The following is a 19,148-nucleotide window of genomic DNA, read 5'->3' as shown; positions in this document are numbered from 1 at the left end:
CGTGCGCCACCGGAGGCTGCGGCGGGTGCTGGTCGCCGGGCTGCTCACGCTCGCCGCGCTGGTCGTCGGGTACGGGCCGAGCGAGCCGGAGGCGCCGGCGGCGACCGGGCCGGGGCTGCCGACCGGGGGCGCGCCGATGCGCATCGACTACGGCCCCGCGCCCGACACCTTCGGGCAGCTCTACCTGCCCGCGGCGGGGCGCGGGCCGTTCCCTGTGGTGGTGCTGGTGCACGGCGGCGGCTGGTCGCAGTACCGCAACCTCAGCGAGGCGGCGCCGCAGGCGGTGGCGCTGGCCGCGCACGGCGTCGCGGTGTGGAACGTGGAGTACCGGCGGGTGCACGGCGGCGGCGGCTGGCCCGCCACGCTGCACGATGTGCGGGACGCGGTGAACGCGCTGGCCGGCCCGGTCCGCGACCGGGTCGGCGCCGCGCTCGACCTGGGCCGGGTGCACCTGGCCGGGCACTCGGCCGGCGGGCACCTGGCGGCGTGGGTGGCGGCGCAGCCGCTCGACCCCGCGCTCCGGGTGCGCAGCGCGACCCTGATGGCCGCCGTGCTCGACCTCGACTTCGCGGTGCGCAACGGCCGCGACCGCTTCGTGCGCGGGCTGCTCGGCGGCGCGCCGGAGGAGGTGCCCGGCCGCTACCACTTCGCCTCCCCCATCGAGCACCTGCCCGAGGGCGTCGCGGTCACCGCGGTGCACGGCGACGCCGACCGGGTGGTCTCGCCGGACCAGAGCCGCCGCTACATCGCCGCGGCGGAGCGCGCGGGCGAGCGCGCCGAGCTGCGCATCCTGCGCGGCTCCGGGCACGCCGACTTCATCGACACCACCTCGCTCGCCTGGCAGACCGCGCAGGCGGTCATCCTCGGCTACGCCGCTACCCTGCGCTGACGGTCCCGCACACCGGGTTGTGGTCGGAGAGTCCACCGCCGTCGAGCACCCGCGCCCCGCGCGCGACCGCGCCGCGCGTGACGATGTGATCGATGAACTGCGATTTCTCCGCACCGTCGCGGCGCGGGCGGGTCGGGAGCCCCGGCGGCAGCTCGGCGACGTCGAACTCGGGGCCGAGCTCGACGGCGACCGTGGTGCGGTCGGCATTGAAGTCGCCGAGCAGCACGGCCGGGCCCGTCCCGGCGAGCCGGGCGAGGTCGCGGAGCTGGCCTGGACCGCGCACGTCACCGCTGACATGGGTCGCGACCGCGGTGAACTCCCCCACCCCGACCACCAGCGCGCCCTTCCCCGGGTCGTCGGTGAACGCCTCCCCCGCCACCCGGACACTGCCCGGATCGGCCAGGATCACCAGGTACTCGTCGCGGTCCCGCAGCACCGTCGGAATGCGCTTGGGCCGCGGCACCCGCGGATAGCGCAGCACGTGCACCACCCGGGCACCGGCGACGTCGCGCAGCGCGGCCAGCTGGTCACCGCTCACCTCCTGCAGCGCGATCACCGCGGCATCCAGCCCCGCCACCCGCTCGGCGACGGCGGCGATCCGCGCGGACTCGTCCGGCCAGCGCGCCGCGACCTCCTCGTACCAGTTCTCGGCGTGCACGCGGTGCAGGACGTTCCAGGAGGCCACGGAGATCACAGGCCACCCTAGCCCGCGAGGTGCCTGCTGATCACCAGCCGCTGGATCTGGTTGGTGCCCTCGAAGATCTGCGTGATCTTGGCCTCGCGCATGTACCGCTCGACCCGGAAGTCGCGGGTGTAGCCGTAGCCGCCGAGCACCTGCACCGCGTCGGTGGTGACCTTCATGGCGGCGTCGGTGGCGACCAGCTTGGCCACCGAGGCGTGCCGGGAGTAGGCGAGCCCGGCGTCGCGGCGGCGGGCGGCGTCGAGGTAGGTGGCGCGGGCGGAGTCCACCGCGGCGGCCATGTCGGCGAGCAGGAAGCCGAGCCCCTGGTGGTCGATGATCCTGCGGCCGAACGCCGTTCGCTCCCGCGCGTAGGCCACCGCCTCGTCCAGCGCGGCCTGGGCCAGCCCGACCGCCACCGCGGCGATCCCGAGCCGCCCGGAATCCAGTGCGCTGAAGGCGATCTGCAGCCCCTGCCCCTCGGCGCCGATCCGCCGCTCGGCCGGGAGGAAGGCGCCGTCGTAGTGCGCGGAGGTGGTGGGGACGGCGTGCAGCCCCATCTTCTCCTCCGGCTTGCCGAAGCTCAGCCCGTCGAGCTCGCGCGGCACCAGGAAGCAGGAGATGCCCTTGGAGCCCTCGCCGGTGCGGGCGAAGAGGTTGTAGAAGTCGGCGATGCCGCCGTGCGTGATCCACGCCTTGGCGCCGGTGACCCGGTAGCCGCCGTCCTCCGGAACCGCCCTGCAGGTGAGCGCCGCCGCGTCCGATCCGGCCTGCGGCTCGGAGAGGCTGTAGGCGCCGATGGTGGCGCCGCCGAGCATCTCCGGCAGCCAGCGCTGCTTCTGCTCCTCGGTGCCGAAGGCGAGCAGCGGGTGGCAGGCGAGGCTGTGCACGCTCACCGCGACCGCCACCGCGGCCCAGCGCGCCGCCAGCTCCTCCAGCACCTGCAGGTAGACCTCGTACGGCTGGCCGCCGCCGCCCCACTCCTCCGGGTACGGCAGGCTCAGCAGCCCGGCCTCGCCGAGCGTGCCGAAGACGCCGTCGGGGTAGGTCTCGGCCTTCTCGTGCGCGTCGGCGATCGGGGCGAGCACCTTGTCCGCGAGATCGCGGGTGAGCCCGATCAGGGCGCGCGCCTCGTCGGTGGGCAGGAGTCGGTCGACGGCCACGGGCTCTCCTCGAACTCGATACGGGTAGCAGTACTCGATGCCACCTCAGAGTACTGTCGGCGCGGACAGTACTACAAGACGCCACGCAGTACCATTTCCGGTATGGAGCACGCATCGGCCTTCGCGACGGCCCGCCGCACCGAACTCTTCGACGAGCTGCTCGGGCTGTTCCTCGCCGAGGGCTTCGCGCACCTGACCCTCGACGCCATCGCGGCCAGGCTGCGCTGCTCCAAGTCGACGCTCTACACCCTGGCGGGCAGCAAGGAGCAGCTGGTCACCGCCGCGACGGTGCACTTCTTCAAGCGCGCCACCGACGCCGTCGAGGCGAGCGTAGCCGGGAGCGAGGGGCCGCGCGAGCGGATCGCCGCCTACCTGACCGCAGTCGGCGCGGCGCTGGCGGTGGCCTCGGAGCGCTTCATGGCCGATCTGGACGCCTTCGCCCCGGCCCGCGCGGTGTACGAGCGCAATACCGGGATCGCCGCCCGCCGGGTGCAGGAGCTGATCGACGACGGCGTCGCCACCGGCGAATTCCGCGGCGTGCACGCCGCGTTCGCCGCCGAGCTGGCCACCACCATGATGGTGCATATCCAGCAGGGCGGCGTCCGCGCGGGCACCGGCCTGGACGACGCCGCCGCCTACCGCGAGCTCGCCTCGATCCTCACCCACGGCATCAGCGCGCGCTGATCAGGGCTTGTTCGGGTCCAGGGTGTCCTTGATCTTGCCGACCAGCCCGCCCTCGGTGCCGAAGGCGGTCTTGCGCGGCTCCCCCATCGCGCCGTCGTAGGTGTTGTAGAGCAACGGATCCGGCGCGGGCGCGGAGCCCTTCTCGCCCAGCGGCTGCGGGTCCGCGAGGAAGCGATTCGTGTGCTTGCCGTCCGGCGCGGCGCCGAAGGCCCAGCGGCCCTGGTCGGAGGCGGTGCCGTCGGAGAGGTGCCAGAGCGTCTCGGCATGCTCGGTGTACTCCTCGTCCTGCAGCGCGGCCGGGGTGACGACCTCCTCGACGCCGTCGGCCTTCAGCTCCTCGATGGCGGCCAGCCACATGTTCTGGTGGTAGGTGTCGCGGGCCAGGTTGAACCGGAGCATGTCCTTCACGCCCGGGTCGTCGGTCATGTTGTACAGCCGCGCGGTCTGCAACCGGCCGTGCGACTCCGCCGAGACGTTCGCCCGGAAGTCGGCGAGCAGGTTGCCGCTGGCCACGATGAACCGGCCGTTCCACGGCACCCCGTTGGAGTCGGCCAGCGTGGGCCCGCCGCCGGAGACGATGGCCTGCTGCGGATCCATCCCGGCCAGCACCGCCGCCACCACCGGGTCCGCCGCCGCGGCCTCGGTGGAGTGCGTGGCCGGGGCGCCCTCCAGCAGCCGGGCGACCATGGTCGCGATCATCTCGACGTGCCCGATCTCCTCGGTGGCGATGTCCATGATCAGATCCTTGTACTTGCCGGGCATTCGGCAGTTCCAGCCCTGGAACAGGTACTGCATCGTCACCGTCATCTCGCCGTAGGCACCCCCGATCAGCTCCTGGAGCTTGCGGGCGTAAACCGGGTCCGGCTTCTCGGGCTTGGCATCGAACTGCAGATGGTCGGTATGACGGAACACGGGGACCTTCCCTTCGATGATCTGGTCGTTTCGAAGGCGCGGCTACCTCCGGGGCGGGCCGGGAAACAGCGAAAATCCTTGGTGTAGCGCTGCCGATGCGGGGCACTCGCACGGCGCGACCCGAACCGGAGGAGAAGCGATGTGCGGTAGGAAACTGAGTGCCAGCGCGGGAGCGCGGATCCGCTCCACCGAGCCGGAGGTGCCGGCGCCGGCGCGCGCCGAGCCGCCCGCGGGCACACCGCCCGCCGAATCCCGCCCGGCCGCCGAACGCGTCGAGTAGCGGCGGGCACGCACCGTCCGCGAATCGGCGCGCCGGTACGGGATTCCCCGTGTTCGAGCGGGGTACCGTCAGCACGTCCGCGCTCGCAATCGGGGGTAGGAGAACGGCCGTGGCCACACCCGCAGCGCTGCCGATCCGGCGCGAGGAGTTCCGCTCCGCGGACGCCGACGCGGCGACCGCGGTCTTCGCGCACCTGTACGTGGGCAACCGGACCCGCTTCCACGACGTCGGCGCGGATGCCGCGCTCGCGGTGTCCGCGGCGAGCACCTCCCTGCTCGCCACCGACCGGATCAGCTCCACCATGGGATATCAGGTGGATGCCGAGCCGTTCGACTACCTGTTCGTCACCAGCCTCATCACCGGCCGCGTCACCATCACCGGCGCCGGCCGGGAGATCCGGCAGGTCGCGGGCGGCCCCGCCACGCTGTTCCCGCTCGGCCGCGCGCTGCACTTCGACGCCGACCGGATCGACATGCCGGGGCTGCGGCTACCGCTGGCCCCGGTGCTGAACGCGGCCGCCGAACTCGGCACCGCCGCCGGCGACCTCCGCTTCCTCGGTTTCCAGCCGGTCTCGGAGGCCGCGTCGCGCTGGTGGAACGGGCTCTTCCACTCCGCGCGCCGGGAACTCACCGCCGAGGACTCCATCCTGGGCCACCCGCTGGTGGCGGGCGAGTTCACCGCGGCGCTCGCCGCCTCCGCGCTGGCCGTCTTCCCGAACACCACCATGACCGCGGCCGCGACCGACACCCGCCCCGCCTCCGGCACCGCGCTCGGCCGGGCCACGGCGTTCCTCTACGACCACGCAGGGGAGCCGGTCACCGTCGCCGATATCGCGGTGGCGGCCGGCGTCACGCCGCGCGCGCTGCAGTACGCCTTCCGCACCCACCACGACACCACCCCGCTCGGCTACCTGCGCGAGATCCGGCTGGAGCGCGCGCATTCCGATCTGCTCGCCGCGATCGCCGGCGACGGCCAGACCGTCGCCGGGATCGCGCTGCGCTGGGGTTTCTCCAGCCCCGGCCGGTTCGCCGCCGCCTACCGGCGGCGCTACGGCCGGCGTCCGGCGCGCACGCTGCGCGGCTGACGGGGCAATAGCCGGACGGTTGCGGACCATACCGATAGCGAACAGATCGGCACCCGGCGACGACGCGGAACGAAGGCGTCGGCGTGCCTGGCGCGCGCGGGCCCACGGTGGCGGTAGGCAGAGCACACCGCTCTCACCTCCGCGCACGGCAGCGCACGGCACCGAAAGCGAGTTCGCCCATGACGCTCCCGACCGACCCCGCCCCGGCCACCGGAGCCCGCAGGGCGAACCGCGGGCAGGACAGCTACGACGGCATCGAACCGCTGCTGGCCGAGCTGGCCGGGCTCGCCGCGCAGGACCCGCGCCGCCCGGCCCTGCGCGAGCAGATCCTGCGCCGCTGCCTGCCGCTGGCCGACCACATCGCCCGCCGCTTCACCGGCCGCGGCGAAACCTACGACGACCTGCACCAGAGCGCCTCACTCGGGCTGGTCCTCGCGGTCGACCGCTACGACCCCGCCCGCGGCACCAGCTTCCTGGCCTTCGCCGTGCCGACCATCATGGGTGAGGTGCGCAGGCACTTCCGCGACCGCACCTGGGCGCTGCGGGTGCCCCGGCGGATCAAGGAGATCCAGCTGGCGATCGGGCCGACGGTGGAGAAGCTGAGCCAGCGCTCGGGCCGGATGCCGACCGCGGTGGAGATCGCGGTGGAGCTGGAGCTGGACCTGATCGAGGTCACCCAGGCGCTGCTGGCGAGCAACGCCTACCGCACCAACCCGATCGACGCCGCGGTCGACGAGGCGGACGGCGCCGTCTCCGCGCAGGTCACCGCGGCGCTCGGCGCGACCGACCCGGCCTTCCAGTTCTGCGACGACGCGCTCGCCGTTGCCCCGCTGCTGCGCCGGCTCTGCGAGCGCGACCGGCGCGTGCTCTACCTGCGGTTCTTCGAGAACCGGACGCAGGCGCAGATCGCCGCGGAGTTCGGCGTCTCGCAGATGCACATCTCCCGGATCCTGTCCCGCACCCTGGCCACGCTGCGCGCCCGCGCCCTGCGCGACTGAGGCCACCGGGACCGCACCTCCCCTCAGCGCTGCCTGCGGAAGAGCCGCAGCCCGGTGGCGTTCCAGTCGTCGAAGACGTCGACCCGGCCCACCCAGTCCAGCCCGGCGCGCCCGGCGGCGTCGACCACCACGAGCGGGTCGAGGTGGCCGGGGCGGTCCACCTTCGGGGTGAGCACCCAGAGCCGGGAGCGCGGGGTCATCGCCTCGGCGCAGCCGAGCAGCAGCTCGACCGGGTCGGTGCCGTCCGCGCGCAGCCAGACCAGCAGCCCGTCCGGGCAGCGGGTGCCGCCGGGGCCGATCAGGCAGCGGCCGGTGATCACCTCCACCCGCCTGCGCAGGTCGCGGTCGGCGTCGGCCGCGTACCCGATCTCGCGCACCAGCTGTCCGTGGCCGAACTCGAATCGCTCCACCGCCGACACCACCCAGTCCACCGGCACCGCTCCTCCATTCGTCGCCCGATCAGCGATCTCGCAGCTACCCTCGGCCGGAGCGGTTCAAACCGGTGGAATCGAGGCCGCCGGTTCAGTCGCGCAGGGCGCGCTGGCGGAGCCTGGCGAGCGTGCGGGAGAGGATGCGGGAGATGTGCATCTGCGAGACACCGAGCTCGGCGGCGATCTGCGACTGGGTGTAGTTCTCGAAGAAGCGCAGCCGCAGCACCAGCCGGTCCCGCTCGCTCAGCTCGCGCAGCAGCGGGGCGACGGCGAGCGCGTCGTCGCAGATGTCGTAGTGCGGGTCGGTCTCGCCGAGCCGCTCGCCGAGCTGGGCCGCAATCCCGCCGCCCTCGTCGTCCTCGGCGGCGGCGTCCAGCGAGTTGGTGCGGTAGGCATTGCCCGCCAGCAGCGCCTGGGTGACCTCGACCAGGTCCAGGTTCAGCGCCACCGCGATCTCGATGGCGGTCGGCATCCGGCCGTTCTCCTGGCTGAGCCGCTCCACCGTCGGCCCGATGGCCAGCTGGGTCTCCTTCACCCGGCGCGGTACCCGCACGGCCCAGGTGCGGTCGCGGAAGTGCCTGCGCACCTCGCCCATGACGGTCGGCACGGCGAAGGCGACGAAGCTGGTACCGCGGGCGGGGTCGTAGCGGTCGACCGCCAGGACCAGCCCGAGCGAGGCGCTCTGGTGCAGGTCGTCGTAGGTTTCGCCGCGGCCGGTGAAGCGGCGGGCGATGTGGTCGGCCAGCGGCAGGCAGCGGCGCATGACCTCCTCGCGCAGCCGGACGCGAGCGGGGTCGCCGGCATCCATGGCGGCGAGCCGTTCCAGCAGCGGCTCGATGCCGTCGTAGCTGTCGCTGCCGCGGTTGGTGCGGCGCGCGGTGGTGCTGTCGTGCGGAACTGTCGAAATCATCGCGACCTCGCTTTCCGGAACCCCACCGGACCAGCGCACAGCGGGGGGAGGCGATGATCAGCGGCTACCGCCCGGCCGGAGCGGCAAGCGGATCCGGCACGGGTACTTCGCTACCGGAGCGCGCGGCGGCGCGGCCGCTTCGTATTCGGTACTACCGCTCCCCGGCCGGGCGGTCCATGATCTCCGGCTGCCGCCTGCGCAGCGCGGCGAGCAGCCCGGGGGTGTACTCCGGCGGGGCCGCGTGCACGGAGAGCTGGTTGGCCACGGCGAGGTAGGCGTCCACGTCGGCGCGCTTGTCCAGGTAGAGCGCGCTGGTGAGCTGTTGCAGGTAGACGATGTCGGGCAGGTCGGGCTCGGCGAAGCGGAGCACGGTGAAGCCGCCGTCGGCCACCGCGGGGCCGCCCACGTGGTCGGCGATCACCTGCACGGTGACGTTCGGCCGCGCCGCCGCCTGCTCCAGGTGGTCGAGCTGTGCCTGCCAGATCATGGAGCCGCCGATCGGGCGGCGCAGCGCGGCCTCCTCGACCACCAGCCAGAGCTGCGGCGGGTCGGGGCGGTCCAGGATCTCCTGGCGGCGCATGCGCAGCGCGACCCGGCGCTCGATCACATCCTCGGTCTCCCCCGGATGCGCGAGCGCGATGAGCGCGCGGGCGTACTCGGGGGTCTGCAGCAGATCGGGCACGACGCGCGGCTCGAAGCCGCGGATCAACCGGGCCGCGTTCTCCAGCCCGAGGTAGGTGTCGAACCATTTGGGCAGCCAGTCGTTGTCCCGGTGCCACCAGCCGGAGGCATTCGCCTGCCTGGCGAGCTCCAGGTACTCGGCGCACTCCTCGGGGTCGATGACGCCGTACAGCGCGAGCAGGTCGTTCAGGTCGCGCTCGCGGAAACCGGTGCGGCCCAGCTCCAACCGGCTGATCTTGGAGTGCGAGCCGCGGATCGCCTCGCCCGCGCCCTCCCTGGTGATGCCGCGGGCCTCCCGGAGCCTGCGGAGCCGGGCGCCGAGCACCATCCGCAGCGCGGTCGGCCCGCCCTCGCCACCGCGGGCGGGAACCGGATCGGGCGATTCGTCCGAAGATTGCACTTCTGAGTACCGCATTTCGCTGTTCCGCACGGGGGAGAGTCGTCCTTGCGAGGCTCGCATGGACTGATACTGCCATGTGGGTCCGACATGATTCCACGATCACCGACGCCGGTTTACCGCGAAGCGCACATCTGTGCTTACATCTGTACGCACAGCGAAATCCGAACCGCCGCAAGGCAATCGCCCATCCTAGCGGAAATCGCCCCGGCCTGGCCTTTGTGACCGATCGGCACCGCGGCCGGGCCCGCACTGGGTTTCGTCCAGACCCCGCCGAACCCCGGCCGGCACCGTTCCGCCCGGCACTACTCTCGGCCCGGTTCCCCTCCCCCGGCAGTCAGGTTGCCCGTGCGCCGTCCCACCCGCCCCCTCGCCGCCGCGGCGCTCGCCGCCGCCGCCCTCGCGCTGACCGCCTGCGGCGGCGACGATTCCGCCACCACCCCGGCCGCCGCGACCACCTCGGCGCGCGCGGTGGTGGCCTGGGATCCGTGCCTGCGGCTCCCCGCCGAGCTGATCCGCGCGGCCGGATTCGACCCGGCCAGCAGGCGGGCCGACACCGCGCAGTCACCGGAGGGCGGCTGGGCGGGCTGCGGCTGGAGCGACGGCACCACCGCGCTCCGGGTGCACGCCTCCGACGAGCCGGCCCCGGCCGCGCGGGACATCCCCGGCGCCCACGACGGCGGCACCGACACCGTGGCGGGCCGCTCCGCCCTGCGCTTCATCGAGGGCGACTTCGACTGCACCCTGCAGCTGCCCGCGGCGAGCGGCGGCGCGGTCCGGCTGCGCGTCGACACCCGCCCCTCCGGCCCCGAGCTCGCCGCGCCCTGCGACCTCGCGCACCGCGCCGCCGAGGCACTGGCCCCCGCGCTGCCCTGAGGCTCAGCGCAGCAGCACCTCGGCGCTCGCCTTGCCGAAGAGCTTGTTGCCGCCGCAGGTGGCGCCGATGCTCAGGGTGGCCGAGCGGCGCACCGGATCGAGCGCCCTGACCCGGCCGGTGAAGTGCACCGACGCGGCGCGCGCGGCGGCCACCGGCGCGAAACCGCTGAACCGGACGCCGTACTCGACGACCGCGGCCGGATCACCGAGCCAGCCGGTGACATACCCCGCGCCGAGCCCCATGGTGAGCAGCCCGTGCGCGACCACGTCCGGCAGCCCGATGGCCGCGGCGATCTCGTCGCTGAAGTGGATCGGGTTGGTGTCCCCGGAGACCCCGGCGTAGTTCACCAGGTCGCCGCGGGAGAGCGGGAAGGAGCGGGCGGGCAGCTCGTCGCCGACCCGCAGCTCCTCGAAGGCGGGGCGGGTGCGCGGGATGCGCACCGCCGACTCGTGCACCCCGGGCGCTTCGTCCGGCTCGCCGGTGACCGGCACGATCCCCGGCTCGGCCACGCTCGCCGCCGCGCCGGTGCGGGCGCTCAGCGAGGTGCCGGTCATGATCACGCCGTCCACCGCGTCGGCGAAGCCGGTGACCCGGGCCGGGCCGGTCTGCGCGACCACCGTGGTGTGCGCGGTCTGCAGCACCTGCCCCTCGGCATCGGTCAGCACGTTCCGGCTGACCAGGAAGTCCTTGTCGCCGAACTGCCGGAACGACTCGAACCAGGCGTCGCAGCCGAGCACATCGCCCGCGACCAGCGGCCGGTGCATGCGGATGCGCTGCTCGGTCTGCAGCATCTGGCTGATGTCGTAGCCGGTGAGCACCGAGTCGAAGAGCGCGCGCTGCATGAGCATCCACACGATGGAGGGGAAGGTCAGCGGGGCGATGACGCCTTTGTACCCCAGCTCGGCGGCGGCGTCCTCGTGCCAGTGCGCCGGGTGGTGGTCCTGCACCGCCCTGGCGAACTCGCGGATCTTCTCGCGCCCGACCTCGAAGTGGTCGGCGAGCCGGAAGCGCGATCCGACCAGGGCCTTCGCCTGGTCGGAGGCGACGATGGTGCTGTCGTTCATGTGCTGCTCTCCACAGACCTCCGCCCGCCGGGTGCGACCGGAGCGGCCCACGGTACCGCCGGCCGTGCCCCGGCTCGCGCCGCCGCCGCCGATTTTGTGCCGGGCAACAAATCGGCGGGCGGCGCTCACCGAAGGCTCACATCAGCACTCCGAGATCGCCGGAGCCCCCCGCAGCCGCTGATCCAGCCAGCGCACCGCCTCCGGGTAGCCGGTCGCCGCGCCGATGATGTGCTCGCCGAGCACCCCGCGGTAGACGGCGTTCGCGCCGAGCGCGCACTGCTCCCGGTAGAGGTTGCGCGCCCCCTCGGCCGGGATCCAGAACTCCTGGTCGCCGTTGTAGATGTAGAGCGGCACCGGCGTGCGGATGCCGGGCATCCTGGTCACCTCGTAGATCTCGGTGGCCAGCTCGGAGCCGAGCGGGTTCGCCATGTCGGCGGCCACGTCGATCGGCAGCTGCAGCAGCCCGGGCAGCGCGAAGACCCCGATGCACTCGTCCTTTATCGGCGAGAGCGCCACCCAGCGGCCCAGGTGGTTGATCCGGTCCAGGATCTCCGGGCGCTCCCGGCCGATGGCGAGGATGGCGGCCATGAACACTCCGGACGCCAGGTTGGCGTTCATGCTGCGGGCCAGGATCTCGAAGTCGGCCGGCACCCCGCCGAGCGCGGCGCCGACCACCGAATCGGCGAGCTCGGGGGCGTAGCCGGGCAGCATCTTCACCGCGCCGTGGGTGGCGATGGCGCCGCCGGAGTAGCCGGTCATGGCGAAGCGGCTGCCGGCGAACTCCTCGTGGTTCCAGCCGCGCGCGGCCCGGACGGCGTCGAGCACGGCGTGCCCGGCCACCACCGGCTCGGCGTAGGCCATCCAGGGCCCCTCGTGGTCCGGGATGAGCACCGCGTAGCCGCGGGCGGCGGCCAGCGCGGTGGTCGGCGGGACGAAGTCGGTGACATTGGTGTCGAAGGAGAGCCCGTGCGCCATGGTGTAACCGGGCGTGCAGCGCTTGCCGAGCGCGTCGATCGGCAGGTTGTTCACCAGCACCGGGCGCGGCCCCGCACCGGTCCACGGCGCGGCGGGCACCACCAGCGTGGCGGTGGCGAAGGAGGGCGCGCCGTGCGCGTCGGTGGTGCGGAACTTGAGCAGCGTGGCCTGCCGGATCGGCACCAGCAGCAGCGGCGCCGCCGACGCGGTGATGTCGCGTATCTCCAGCACCTCGCCGGGCAGCCGGTCGGCGAGGTCGAGCGGCCAGCGGTCGAAGAGCGGGTCACCGGTGGCGGCGGGCAGCACCGCCTGCCGGAACGCCGCGAGATCCGGTGCCAGCTCGGGCACCTCGACCCCGGCGGCGGGCACCGGGAGCACCGGCACCGGCGGGGCGGGCACCAGCGCGTCCACCAGTTCGTGCAGCGGCGGCACCGGGATGCCCGCGGCCGGGGCGGGCGCCGGGAGCACCGGCAGCGGGATCGGCGGCAGCCCGGGCAGATTCAGCGTCGGCGGAGCCGGCGGCGGCGCCGCCGGATCCGCGAGCGCGGCCGGAGCCGCGGCGAGCGGAAGGCAGAGCAGCAACGTGACGACAGTGGCACGAATTCGCATGGCACACATCCCCGGGTGCGGTGGCGTTGCCAAGGCACCGGAGACGTCCGGACTTCGGCCCCCGAAATCCCCCCTCCGGCACCGAGGCCAGGGAGATCAGTGTGGAGGACGGCAGTTGCTCGCAGGTGCGGGTATTCGTTCCGTTGGGGGCGTGTCGCCGATTCGCAATCGGAAAAGGGGTGCCGAGACCTTCGCGCGACCCGTTTGTCACGCCTCAGCAGTTACTCGGCGCCGGTTCGCCGCGGAAGCGCCCCTCCAGCCAGGCGAAGGCGCCGGGCACGCCGAGCACCGCGGCGGTGAGGTGGTCCGGCACCGGGGTGAGCTCGGCCTGCAGCGGGGTGCCCGCCGCGCACCAGCGCCGGTCGGTCCGCACGATGGCGTCGATCGGGATGAGCCCGTCGATGGGCGAATGCCACTCGTAGATCGGCGTGGCGGGCACGCCGTCGTAGAGCTCGAGGCTGTTCTCCTCCACCACCGCGCGGGCGGTGGGGCTGCTGATCATGGAGGTGGTGCGGGCGAAGTCCATGACGCCGCGGCCCGCACCCGCGACGAGGATGCCGTTGGTGCAGCTGTTGGCCATGGCCGCGCGCGCCGCGAGGCCGCGGTCGTTGAGCTGCTCGCTGAGCGGGAACCGGTCCGGGTACTCGCGCTCCAGCCCGAGCCCGGCGGCCAGCGCCAGCCCGAAGACCGGGTGCGCGGCGAAGCCGAGCTGCTCCATCATCGCCACCAGGTTCATCGGCACCCCGCCGATCGCGGCGCCCGCGATCGCCAGCTCCGGCGCGTAGCGCGGGGCCAGCGCGGCCGCCCACGCGGTGGCCATGCCGCCGCCGGAGTAGCCGGCCATGGTCACCGGCGAGCCGCCGACGCCGAGCTCGCCGACCTGCCGGACCGCGCGGATGCCGTCCAGGGTGATCATGCCGCCGAGTTTGGCGGCGCCGTAGGCGAAGTTGGGGCCCAGGTGGTCCGGCAGCGCGACGCTCCAGCCCCTGGCCAGCGCGATGTTCAGCGCGGGCGCCTCCTTCACGGTGAGATCCGGGTCCGCGGTGTAGAGCACCCGGGAGACCGAGCACTCGGAGCCGAGGCCGTTGATGATGTGCTGGTAGGAGAGGAGCGGGCCGTCCGGCCGGTGCCCGCGCGGGGTGAGCACGGTGGTGGTCGCCGCGATGGGCTCGCCCTCGGAGCTGGTGGAGCGGAAGCGCACCACCGTCACCGCGGTCTCCGGGAAGGCGGGCAGCGCGGGCATGGGCCGCGCCGCGATCACGTCGCCCGGGGCCAGCTCGGCGATATCGGCCGGGGTGGCGTAGAAGGGGTCGGGGTCGGGCTCGGGGTAGAGCGGGGCGGCGGCGCCCGGCGGTGCGGCCAGCGCGAGCCCGATGGCGGCGGCGACGAGCACCACCACCCGTCTGCGCGATCCCCGCCGAATGACCCGCGTACGACCCATGTCCTCTGCCTTCCCCTGGCTCCGAGCTACCGACCATCATTGTTCGCAAAGACCCCGGCCCGATCAGCGCGATGACAACATACCGACACGTCACAACGCCCGGGCGATTTCGCTGTGAACCGAGCGCGGGTCGCCGCTGGTCCTCCTCGTGACAACGCCACACCGGCCTCGGAGGGGGCTGTGAGTTGTCCAAGCCGGGCCGCGGAACATGTTCCCGGCCATGGTGCTGGATTTACCGTCGAGGGGCGGCGTCGCATTCCGGCGCCGGGAAGGAGACGGCGTCATGGACAGCACGGTCACCAGCACGGCCCGCTACCCACTCGTCGGCACCGAGGAGGTTCCCACCCGCCGGATCACCGTCTACTTCGACGGCCCGAACCCGGACGATCTGCTGGTCCTGGAGTACGCCGCCACGCACACCGAGGCATGGGAGTTCACCTCCGCCGCGGTGCAGGCCGGGCTCACCGTGACGGTGGACGGCAAGGTGCGCCCGGAGCTGCGCAGGCTGCCCTGCCGCTCGCTCTGGCACTGACCCGCACCCGCTAGGCTCGCCGGGTGCCGAACGGGGAGGACCGGAGCGTGTCGAGGCGGGTACGCGGATTATTCGCGGCGGTACTGGCCGCCGCCGCGCTCACGGCGGGGTGCGGCGCGGACGAACCGGCCGCCGCGGTCTCGAGCACAACGACGGCCCCGGCCAGCACGGCCGCGCCGACCCCCAGCACCACCCAGCCCCAGCTCGGGCTCACCGCGGCCGGGCTGCCCACCGTCGACCCCTACGCCGGCCAGCCGCTCATCGACCGCACCGAGTGGACCGCGAACGAGGACGGTGCCCGGCTGCTCGTCTTCCCCACCGAGGCCGGGCGCCGCACCCCCTTCCCCGGCGCCGAGAACCGCGCCTGGCTGGAGGTGCTCACCGCCGCCCCGGACGCCGACACGCCCGGCATGTACGACCAGTTCCGCTGCCACTGGGTGTGGGCCCGGCTGGCCGCTCCCACCAAGCCGAGCTGGAATCTGGAACCCTGGCGTCCGGCCGTCGGCTACGACGCGGTGGTGCAGGCGGCCTGTAATCCCGGCGGCCCGGAGCGCTGATCTCCGGCGCCGGGCGAGGCGAACCGGAAGGAGATCACCATGCGTGTCGTCCTGGTGGGTGGACACGGCAAGATCGCCCTGCTGCTGGCGGGGCTGCTCAGCGAGCGCGGCGACGAGCCGGTGGCGCTGATCCGCAATCCGGCGCACGCGGCCGAGGTGGCCGCCACCGGCGCGCGGCCGGTGCTGCTCGACGTGGAGAACACCGACCCCGGGCAGCTCGCCGCCGCGCTCGACGGCGCCGACGCCGTGGTCTTCGCGGCGGGCGCCGGGGCGGGCAGCGGCGCCGCGCGCAAGTACACGGTGGACCGCGACGGCTCGGTGCTCGCCGCCACCGCCGCCGAGGCCGCCGGCGTGCGCCGCTTCCTGCAGATCTCGTCCATGGGCGCGGGCGAGCCCGCCCCCGCCGGCACCGACGAGGTCTGGCGCGCCTACCTGGAGGCCAAGACCCAGGCCGAGCAGGATCTGCGCGGCCGCGACCTGGACTGGACCGTGCTGCGGCCGGGCCGGCTGACCGACGACCCGGCCACCGGCTCGGTCACGATCGGGCAACGGGTCGGCCGCTCCGATATCCCGCGCGCCGACGTCGCGGCGGTGCTGCTGGCGCTGCTCGACGCCCCGGAGACGGCCGGAGCAACCCTGGAAGTGGTCGCCGGGGAAACTCCCATCGCGGCGGCGCTCACCGCACTTCGGTAACTCCGGAATAGCCGTCGGTGCGCGCCCGGCTTTCTCCGGGCAAATAAAGCGGAAAGGTCTGCCGCCTTTCCCGGCAATTCGCCTGGGCGCGCACCGAGCCAATACCGGATACCGAGCGCTCCGGGTAACTGGTCAACCGTCCGAATAACTCTATTCCCGAATTAGCTTCGTGACCGATCCGGTTTCGACCGGCGCAAATCAGCGAGCGCGCGGTTCTCGACCGGAATATTTCCGGCCGTAGGACCCCGCAGCAGGGGAATCGAAGATCTGAAAGACTCGTGGTGCAGCCCCCGGATGCCCACCGAAAACTGACCCTCCGACCGCCCTTTACCACGCGTAATTACTGGTCCGTAACGTTTTGGCCGGTTTTTCCGACAGTCAGGCGGATGTACAGATGTGCTTGCATTTGAAAGGCGCGCAGCCCTAAACTCGGTCGCGCAACGCTCGACAGGGGACACAGGGAGGCCACGGCAGGGAGTGGCCGGCGATTGTTGCCGGGTGTTCACTGCCGTCGGAGGTAAGGGGTTATCGAATGAATCCACCACTACACGGCGATCGCGACGGCGCCGCCGGGATCGCACTGGCCGACGGGCCGGCGAACGGTTTGATCATGAGTACTTTCTCGGCCCGGCACGGGCAACAGGCAGCGATGATCGGCACGCGGGAGTCCGCGACGGCCTTCGTCATCCACGCGGTCGAATCGACGGGGGCGGCCACCCGCGCCGACTTCGACATCGACCGCATCGTCAGCACGGCGCACGCGCTCTCCGACGACTGGGATGTCGAGGCGCTGCAGCCGGACACCTTCTGGCGGATCGCCGCCACCTGCCTGACACCGTGATCCGCTCCGCCCGCGCGGCTCGCTGAGCCCGGCGCGGGCGGGTGCCGCATCCGCGCGGCGGCGCCGATCCGCCGCCGCGCCGGCTGCCCGGGCCCGGCACCTGCTCCGGCCACCGTCACGAACGGTCCGGTGGGTGCCCGGCCACAACCGAACAGGACTTCGGCGTACCGCGCGCGTCCCCACCGACGCGCGACCCAGGCGGCCGAGAACACCAGCGCCGCACCGGTCTCCACCGGTGCGGCGCTGGTCTGGGAGAAAGCTGCTAGCGCGGGTCGACCTTCTCGGCGTACTCCGCGAAGATCTTCAGCGAATCCTCCGGCGTCGCGGCCTGCACGCTCAACCGGTCCATGACCGAGAGGTACAGCGCCAGATCCTGCCTGCGGTCCAGGTACAGCGCGCTGGTCAGGTGCTCGAGGTAGACGACGTCGGGCAGCTCCTGCTCGGCGAAGCGCAGGATGCTGAACGAGCTGCCCGCCGCGGCGTGCTCGCCCGCGGTGTAGGGCAGCACCTGCAGCGTGACGTTGGGCAGCGCGGCGAGCTCGATCAGGTGCTCCATCTGCGCGCGGTGCACGGCGGGGCCGCCGACCGGGCGGTGCAGCGCCGCCTCGTCCACGACCGCCCAGACCACCGGCGGGTCGGTGCGGGTCAGGATGTCCTGCCTGCGCATCCGCATGTCGACGCGGCGGTCGGTATTGGCGTCCTCGTAGCCGAGCGAGACCACGGCGCGGGTGTAGTCCGAGGTCTGCAGCAGCCCGGGAATGAGGTGCGCCTCGTAGGTGCGGATCTTGCTCGCCGCCTGCTCCAGCCCCAGGTAGGTGCCGAACCAGGAGGGCAGCAGGTCGTTGTAGTGGTGCCACCAGCCCGGCTCGTTGGCCTGCCGGGCGAGCTCGAGGAATTCGTCGCGCCTGGCGCGATCGGTGACGCCGTAGAGCGTCAGCAGATCGCGGATGTCGCGTTCCTTGAAACCGGTGCGCCCCAGCTCGAGCCGGCTGATCTTCGCGTGCGAACCGCGGATGTGGTCCCCCGCCTGCTCACGCGTGATGTTCTTGTGCTCCCGGAGCTTGCGGAGCTGGCCACCGAGCGCGATGCGCAGCACGGTGGGCCCGCGATCGGGCGCGGGGTTGCCGCGGCCGCTCGATCCGGGGGCCGCGGCGCCGTCGAGGCCGCCGGGGCCGGGTGTGCCGTCGGATTCGTCGAAGCCGTCGGGTTCAGCGATCATGGAGGTTCTTCTCCGATACTCGGGGATAGCCCACAGTGTGCCACCACCGCTCCGAGTTACCGCTGTTTTCTCGTTTGCACGAACAGCCTTACTCGCCGAACACCCTTCGAGCCGTGGGGCACACCGCACCGATCGCCAATACTACCGCTCAGGCGGTCAGATAGTCGAACTCTCCCGCTTTCGCGCCCCGTACGAAGGCGTCGATCTCCGGGCGGGTGTAGTAGATCACCGCGCCGTCCGGCTCCCGCGAATTGCGCACCGCCACCAGGCCGTTGCTGGTCTCCGCTACTTCCACGCAGTTCCCGCTCGGATTACTGAAGGTGCTCTTCTTCCACGCGTCGTCGGCCGGCCGCTCCGTTGCACGCACCGATGTTGCAGACATTCTCCGTCTCCTGTTTTCCTACGACAGATCGCCAGAATTTGCAGATGCACACGCAAACGTTCTTGCATCTGCACCCACAATCCGGACTGTAGCACGGGCGCCGGGGTCGGGGGCGGTCTCGGGGAACGTCGTTGACCTGGCGTTTACCCCCACGTCGCCACTGCCAGGCCGGATCTGGCGATCAAGTGCCCTTACCGACCCGATCCCGCACTCCCACACCCGGGGAGTGCCCCGCCCGCCGCGGGGCAACCCAAAGGCACGGCGCCGCAAACGATCCGCGATCGTGGCGGATCCGGTCACTCTCGCACGGCGGCGCCCCGCGCGGCGCCGGTACGCTCGAGCCCCTCCGGTCCGGCGCGCGCCGGCGCCGCCGCCGGTGTGCGGCGGGGCCGGAAGGGTATGACGCACAACGGCGATCGGCGTCATCGGGAGCGGCACGCGGGCCGGTTGCCGACCCTGGTCGTTCGTACAGATGTACTTGCATTTGTAAGCGATGGATGCAAAACTCGACCTCGAAAGTCGGGGAGGCACGCGGTATCTCCATCTCGGCCCGGCGGGCCGTTTCCGCTGGTGTCGACGCCTCCCGCAGCCAGACGTGAGGGGCGGTCCAGATGAGCCAGCCATTCCGAACCTCCCACCGGACAGCGATCGCCGGAGCGACCGCGTTCAGCGCGCAGGGACCGCGCCCGGTGCCGGATTCGACTGTGCCGGATTGCAATTCGGAGCCGCGCGGGCTCACCTACCGACAGGCGAGGGAGATGCTGCGGACGCACGACGCGCACGGCCCCAGCTGCCGTCAGTGGCTCGCGGCGGCGGCCTATCTCTCGGCCGGTCTGGACGACGAGTAACC

The 19,148-nt window shown here is 72.7% G+C and carries 20 protein-coding genes; 9 read left to right on the top strand and 11 right to left on the bottom strand.

Annotation, left to right across the window (positions count from 1 at the left end; translation table 11 throughout):
* The first annotated feature begins 1 nt into the window (after position 1).
* Complete coding sequence (locus AB0H71_RS00925; RefSeq protein ID WP_357013426.1) at positions 2-889, top strand: alpha/beta hydrolase; 888 nt, start codon at positions 2-4, stop codon at positions 887-889.
* Here AB0H71_RS00925 and AB0H71_RS00920 read toward each other — a convergent pair.
* Positions 876-1,583 (bottom strand): endonuclease/exonuclease/phosphatase family protein, encoded by a 708-nt coding sequence (locus AB0H71_RS00920; RefSeq protein WP_357013425.1) that lies wholly within the window; start codon positions 1,581-1,583, stop codon positions 876-878. The two genes, AB0H71_RS00925 and AB0H71_RS00920, sit on opposite strands and share 14 nt — an antisense overlap.
* 8 nt (positions 1,584-1,591) lie before the next feature.
* Positions 1,592-2,731 carry an acyl-CoA dehydrogenase family protein gene (locus tag AB0H71_RS00915; protein ID WP_357013423.1) on the bottom strand — a complete coding sequence of 380 codons (1,140 nt, stop codon included), beginning with the start codon at positions 2,729-2,731 and terminating at the stop codon, positions 1,592-1,594.
* Positions 2,732-2,833: 102 nt separating this feature from the next.
* On the opposite strand from AB0H71_RS00915, the gene AB0H71_RS00910 reads away from it, so the two are divergent.
* Complete coding sequence (locus tag AB0H71_RS00910) at positions 2,834-3,415, top strand: TetR/AcrR family transcriptional regulator (RefSeq protein ID WP_357013420.1); 582 nt, start codon at positions 2,834-2,836, stop codon at positions 3,413-3,415.
* On the opposite strand, the gene AB0H71_RS00905 is transcribed toward AB0H71_RS00910, so the two are convergent.
* A complete protein-coding gene (locus tag AB0H71_RS00905) occupies positions 3,416-4,327 on the bottom strand; it encodes a manganese catalase family protein (RefSeq protein WP_357013418.1) in 912 nt (303 codons plus the stop codon).
* 389 nt (positions 4,328-4,716) lie between these two features.
* On the opposite strand from AB0H71_RS00905, the gene AB0H71_RS00900 reads away from it, so the two are divergent.
* Positions 4,717-5,691 (top strand): helix-turn-helix transcriptional regulator, encoded by a 975-nt coding sequence (locus tag AB0H71_RS00900; RefSeq protein ID WP_357013416.1) that lies wholly within the window; start codon positions 4,717-4,719, stop codon positions 5,689-5,691.
* 179 nt (positions 5,692-5,870) lie between these two features.
* Entirely contained in the window at positions 5,871-6,689 is an 819-nt protein-coding gene (locus AB0H71_RS00895) for a SigB/SigF/SigG family RNA polymerase sigma factor (protein WP_357013414.1), read from the top strand.
* A gap of 23 nt (positions 6,690-6,712) precedes the next feature.
* On the opposite strand, the gene AB0H71_RS00890 is transcribed toward AB0H71_RS00895, so the two are convergent.
* The 3 genes from AB0H71_RS00890 to AB0H71_RS00880 form a co-directional block, all read right to left on the bottom strand.
* A complete protein-coding gene (locus AB0H71_RS00890) occupies positions 6,713-7,120 on the bottom strand; it encodes a DUF3052 family protein (RefSeq protein WP_357013412.1) in 408 nt (135 codons plus the stop codon).
* 91 nt (positions 7,121-7,211) lie between these two features.
* A complete protein-coding gene (locus AB0H71_RS00885; protein ID WP_357013410.1) occupies positions 7,212-8,030 on the bottom strand; it encodes a SigB/SigF/SigG family RNA polymerase sigma factor in 819 nt (272 codons plus the stop codon).
* Between the two features lie 151 nt (positions 8,031-8,181).
* A complete protein-coding gene (locus tag AB0H71_RS00880; protein ID WP_357016075.1) occupies positions 8,182-9,039 on the bottom strand; it encodes a DUF5753 domain-containing protein in 858 nt (285 codons plus the stop codon).
* Positions 9,040-9,456: 417 nt separating this feature from the next.
* On the opposite strand from AB0H71_RS00880, the gene AB0H71_RS00875 reads away from it, so the two are divergent.
* Positions 9,457-9,984, top strand: a complete 528-nt coding sequence (locus AB0H71_RS00875) for a DUF3558 family protein (protein WP_357013408.1) — start codon at positions 9,457-9,459, stop codon at positions 9,982-9,984.
* Positions 9,985-9,987: 3 nt separating this feature from the next.
* Here AB0H71_RS00875 and AB0H71_RS00870 read toward each other — a convergent pair whose 3' ends face one another.
* The 3 genes from AB0H71_RS00870 to AB0H71_RS00860 form a co-directional block, all read right to left on the bottom strand.
* Positions 9,988-11,049, bottom strand: coding sequence for a fused (3R)-hydroxyacyl-ACP dehydratase subunits HadA/HadB (locus AB0H71_RS00870; protein WP_357013406.1), 1,062 nt, complete (start codon positions 11,047-11,049; stop codon positions 9,988-9,990).
* A gap of 141 nt (positions 11,050-11,190) precedes the next feature.
* Entirely contained in the window at positions 11,191-12,633 is a 1,443-nt protein-coding gene (locus AB0H71_RS00865) for a lipase family protein (RefSeq protein ID WP_357013404.1), read from the bottom strand.
* 214 nt (positions 12,634-12,847) lie between these two features.
* Entirely contained in the window at positions 12,848-14,074 is a 1,227-nt protein-coding gene (locus tag AB0H71_RS00860) for a lipase family protein (protein WP_357013402.1), read from the bottom strand.
* A 283-nt stretch (positions 14,075-14,357) separates the two neighbouring features.
* On the opposite strand from AB0H71_RS00860, the gene AB0H71_RS00855 reads away from it, so the two are divergent.
* The 4 genes from AB0H71_RS00855 (at position 14,358) to AB0H71_RS00840 (ending at position 16,697) form a co-directional block, all read left to right on the top strand.
* On the top strand, positions 14,358-14,606 hold the full coding sequence (locus AB0H71_RS00855; protein WP_357013400.1) for a hypothetical protein: 249 nt from the start codon (positions 14,358-14,360) through the stop codon (positions 14,604-14,606).
* A gap of 47 nt (positions 14,607-14,653) precedes the next feature.
* Complete coding sequence (locus tag AB0H71_RS00850; protein WP_357013397.1) at positions 14,654-15,163, top strand: DUF2599 domain-containing protein; 510 nt, start codon at positions 14,654-14,656, stop codon at positions 15,161-15,163.
* A gap of 39 nt (positions 15,164-15,202) precedes the next feature.
* The gene (locus AB0H71_RS00845; protein WP_357013395.1) at positions 15,203-15,856 is read left to right on the top strand and encodes an NAD(P)H-binding protein; all 654 of its coding nucleotides are present in this window, start codon (positions 15,203-15,205) and stop codon (positions 15,854-15,856) included.
* A 610-nt stretch (positions 15,857-16,466) separates the two neighbouring features.
* Positions 16,467-16,697, top strand: coding sequence for a hypothetical protein (locus AB0H71_RS00840; RefSeq protein ID WP_357013392.1), 231 nt, complete (start codon positions 16,467-16,469; stop codon positions 16,695-16,697).
* 262 nt (positions 16,698-16,959) lie between these two features.
* Here the strand turns inward: AB0H71_RS00840 and AB0H71_RS00835 are convergent, their stop codons facing one another.
* Together AB0H71_RS00835 and AB0H71_RS00830 are read right to left on the bottom strand one after the other, a co-directional pair.
* Positions 16,960-17,916: a helix-turn-helix transcriptional regulator gene (locus AB0H71_RS00835; RefSeq protein ID WP_357013389.1), complete on the bottom strand. Its 957-nt coding sequence runs from the start codon at positions 17,914-17,916 to the stop codon at positions 16,960-16,962.
* A 148-nt stretch (positions 17,917-18,064) separates the two neighbouring features.
* Entirely contained in the window at positions 18,065-18,298 is a 234-nt protein-coding gene (locus AB0H71_RS00830; RefSeq protein WP_067649835.1) for a DUF397 domain-containing protein, read from the bottom strand.
* Positions 18,299-19,148: the final 850 nt, after the last annotated feature.

Source organism: Nocardia sp. NPDC050697 (assembly GCF_040654395.1).
GTDB lineage: Bacteria > Actinomycetota > Actinomycetes > Mycobacteriales > Mycobacteriaceae > Nocardia.
This window is presented reverse-complemented; position numbering and strand designations above follow the sequence as displayed.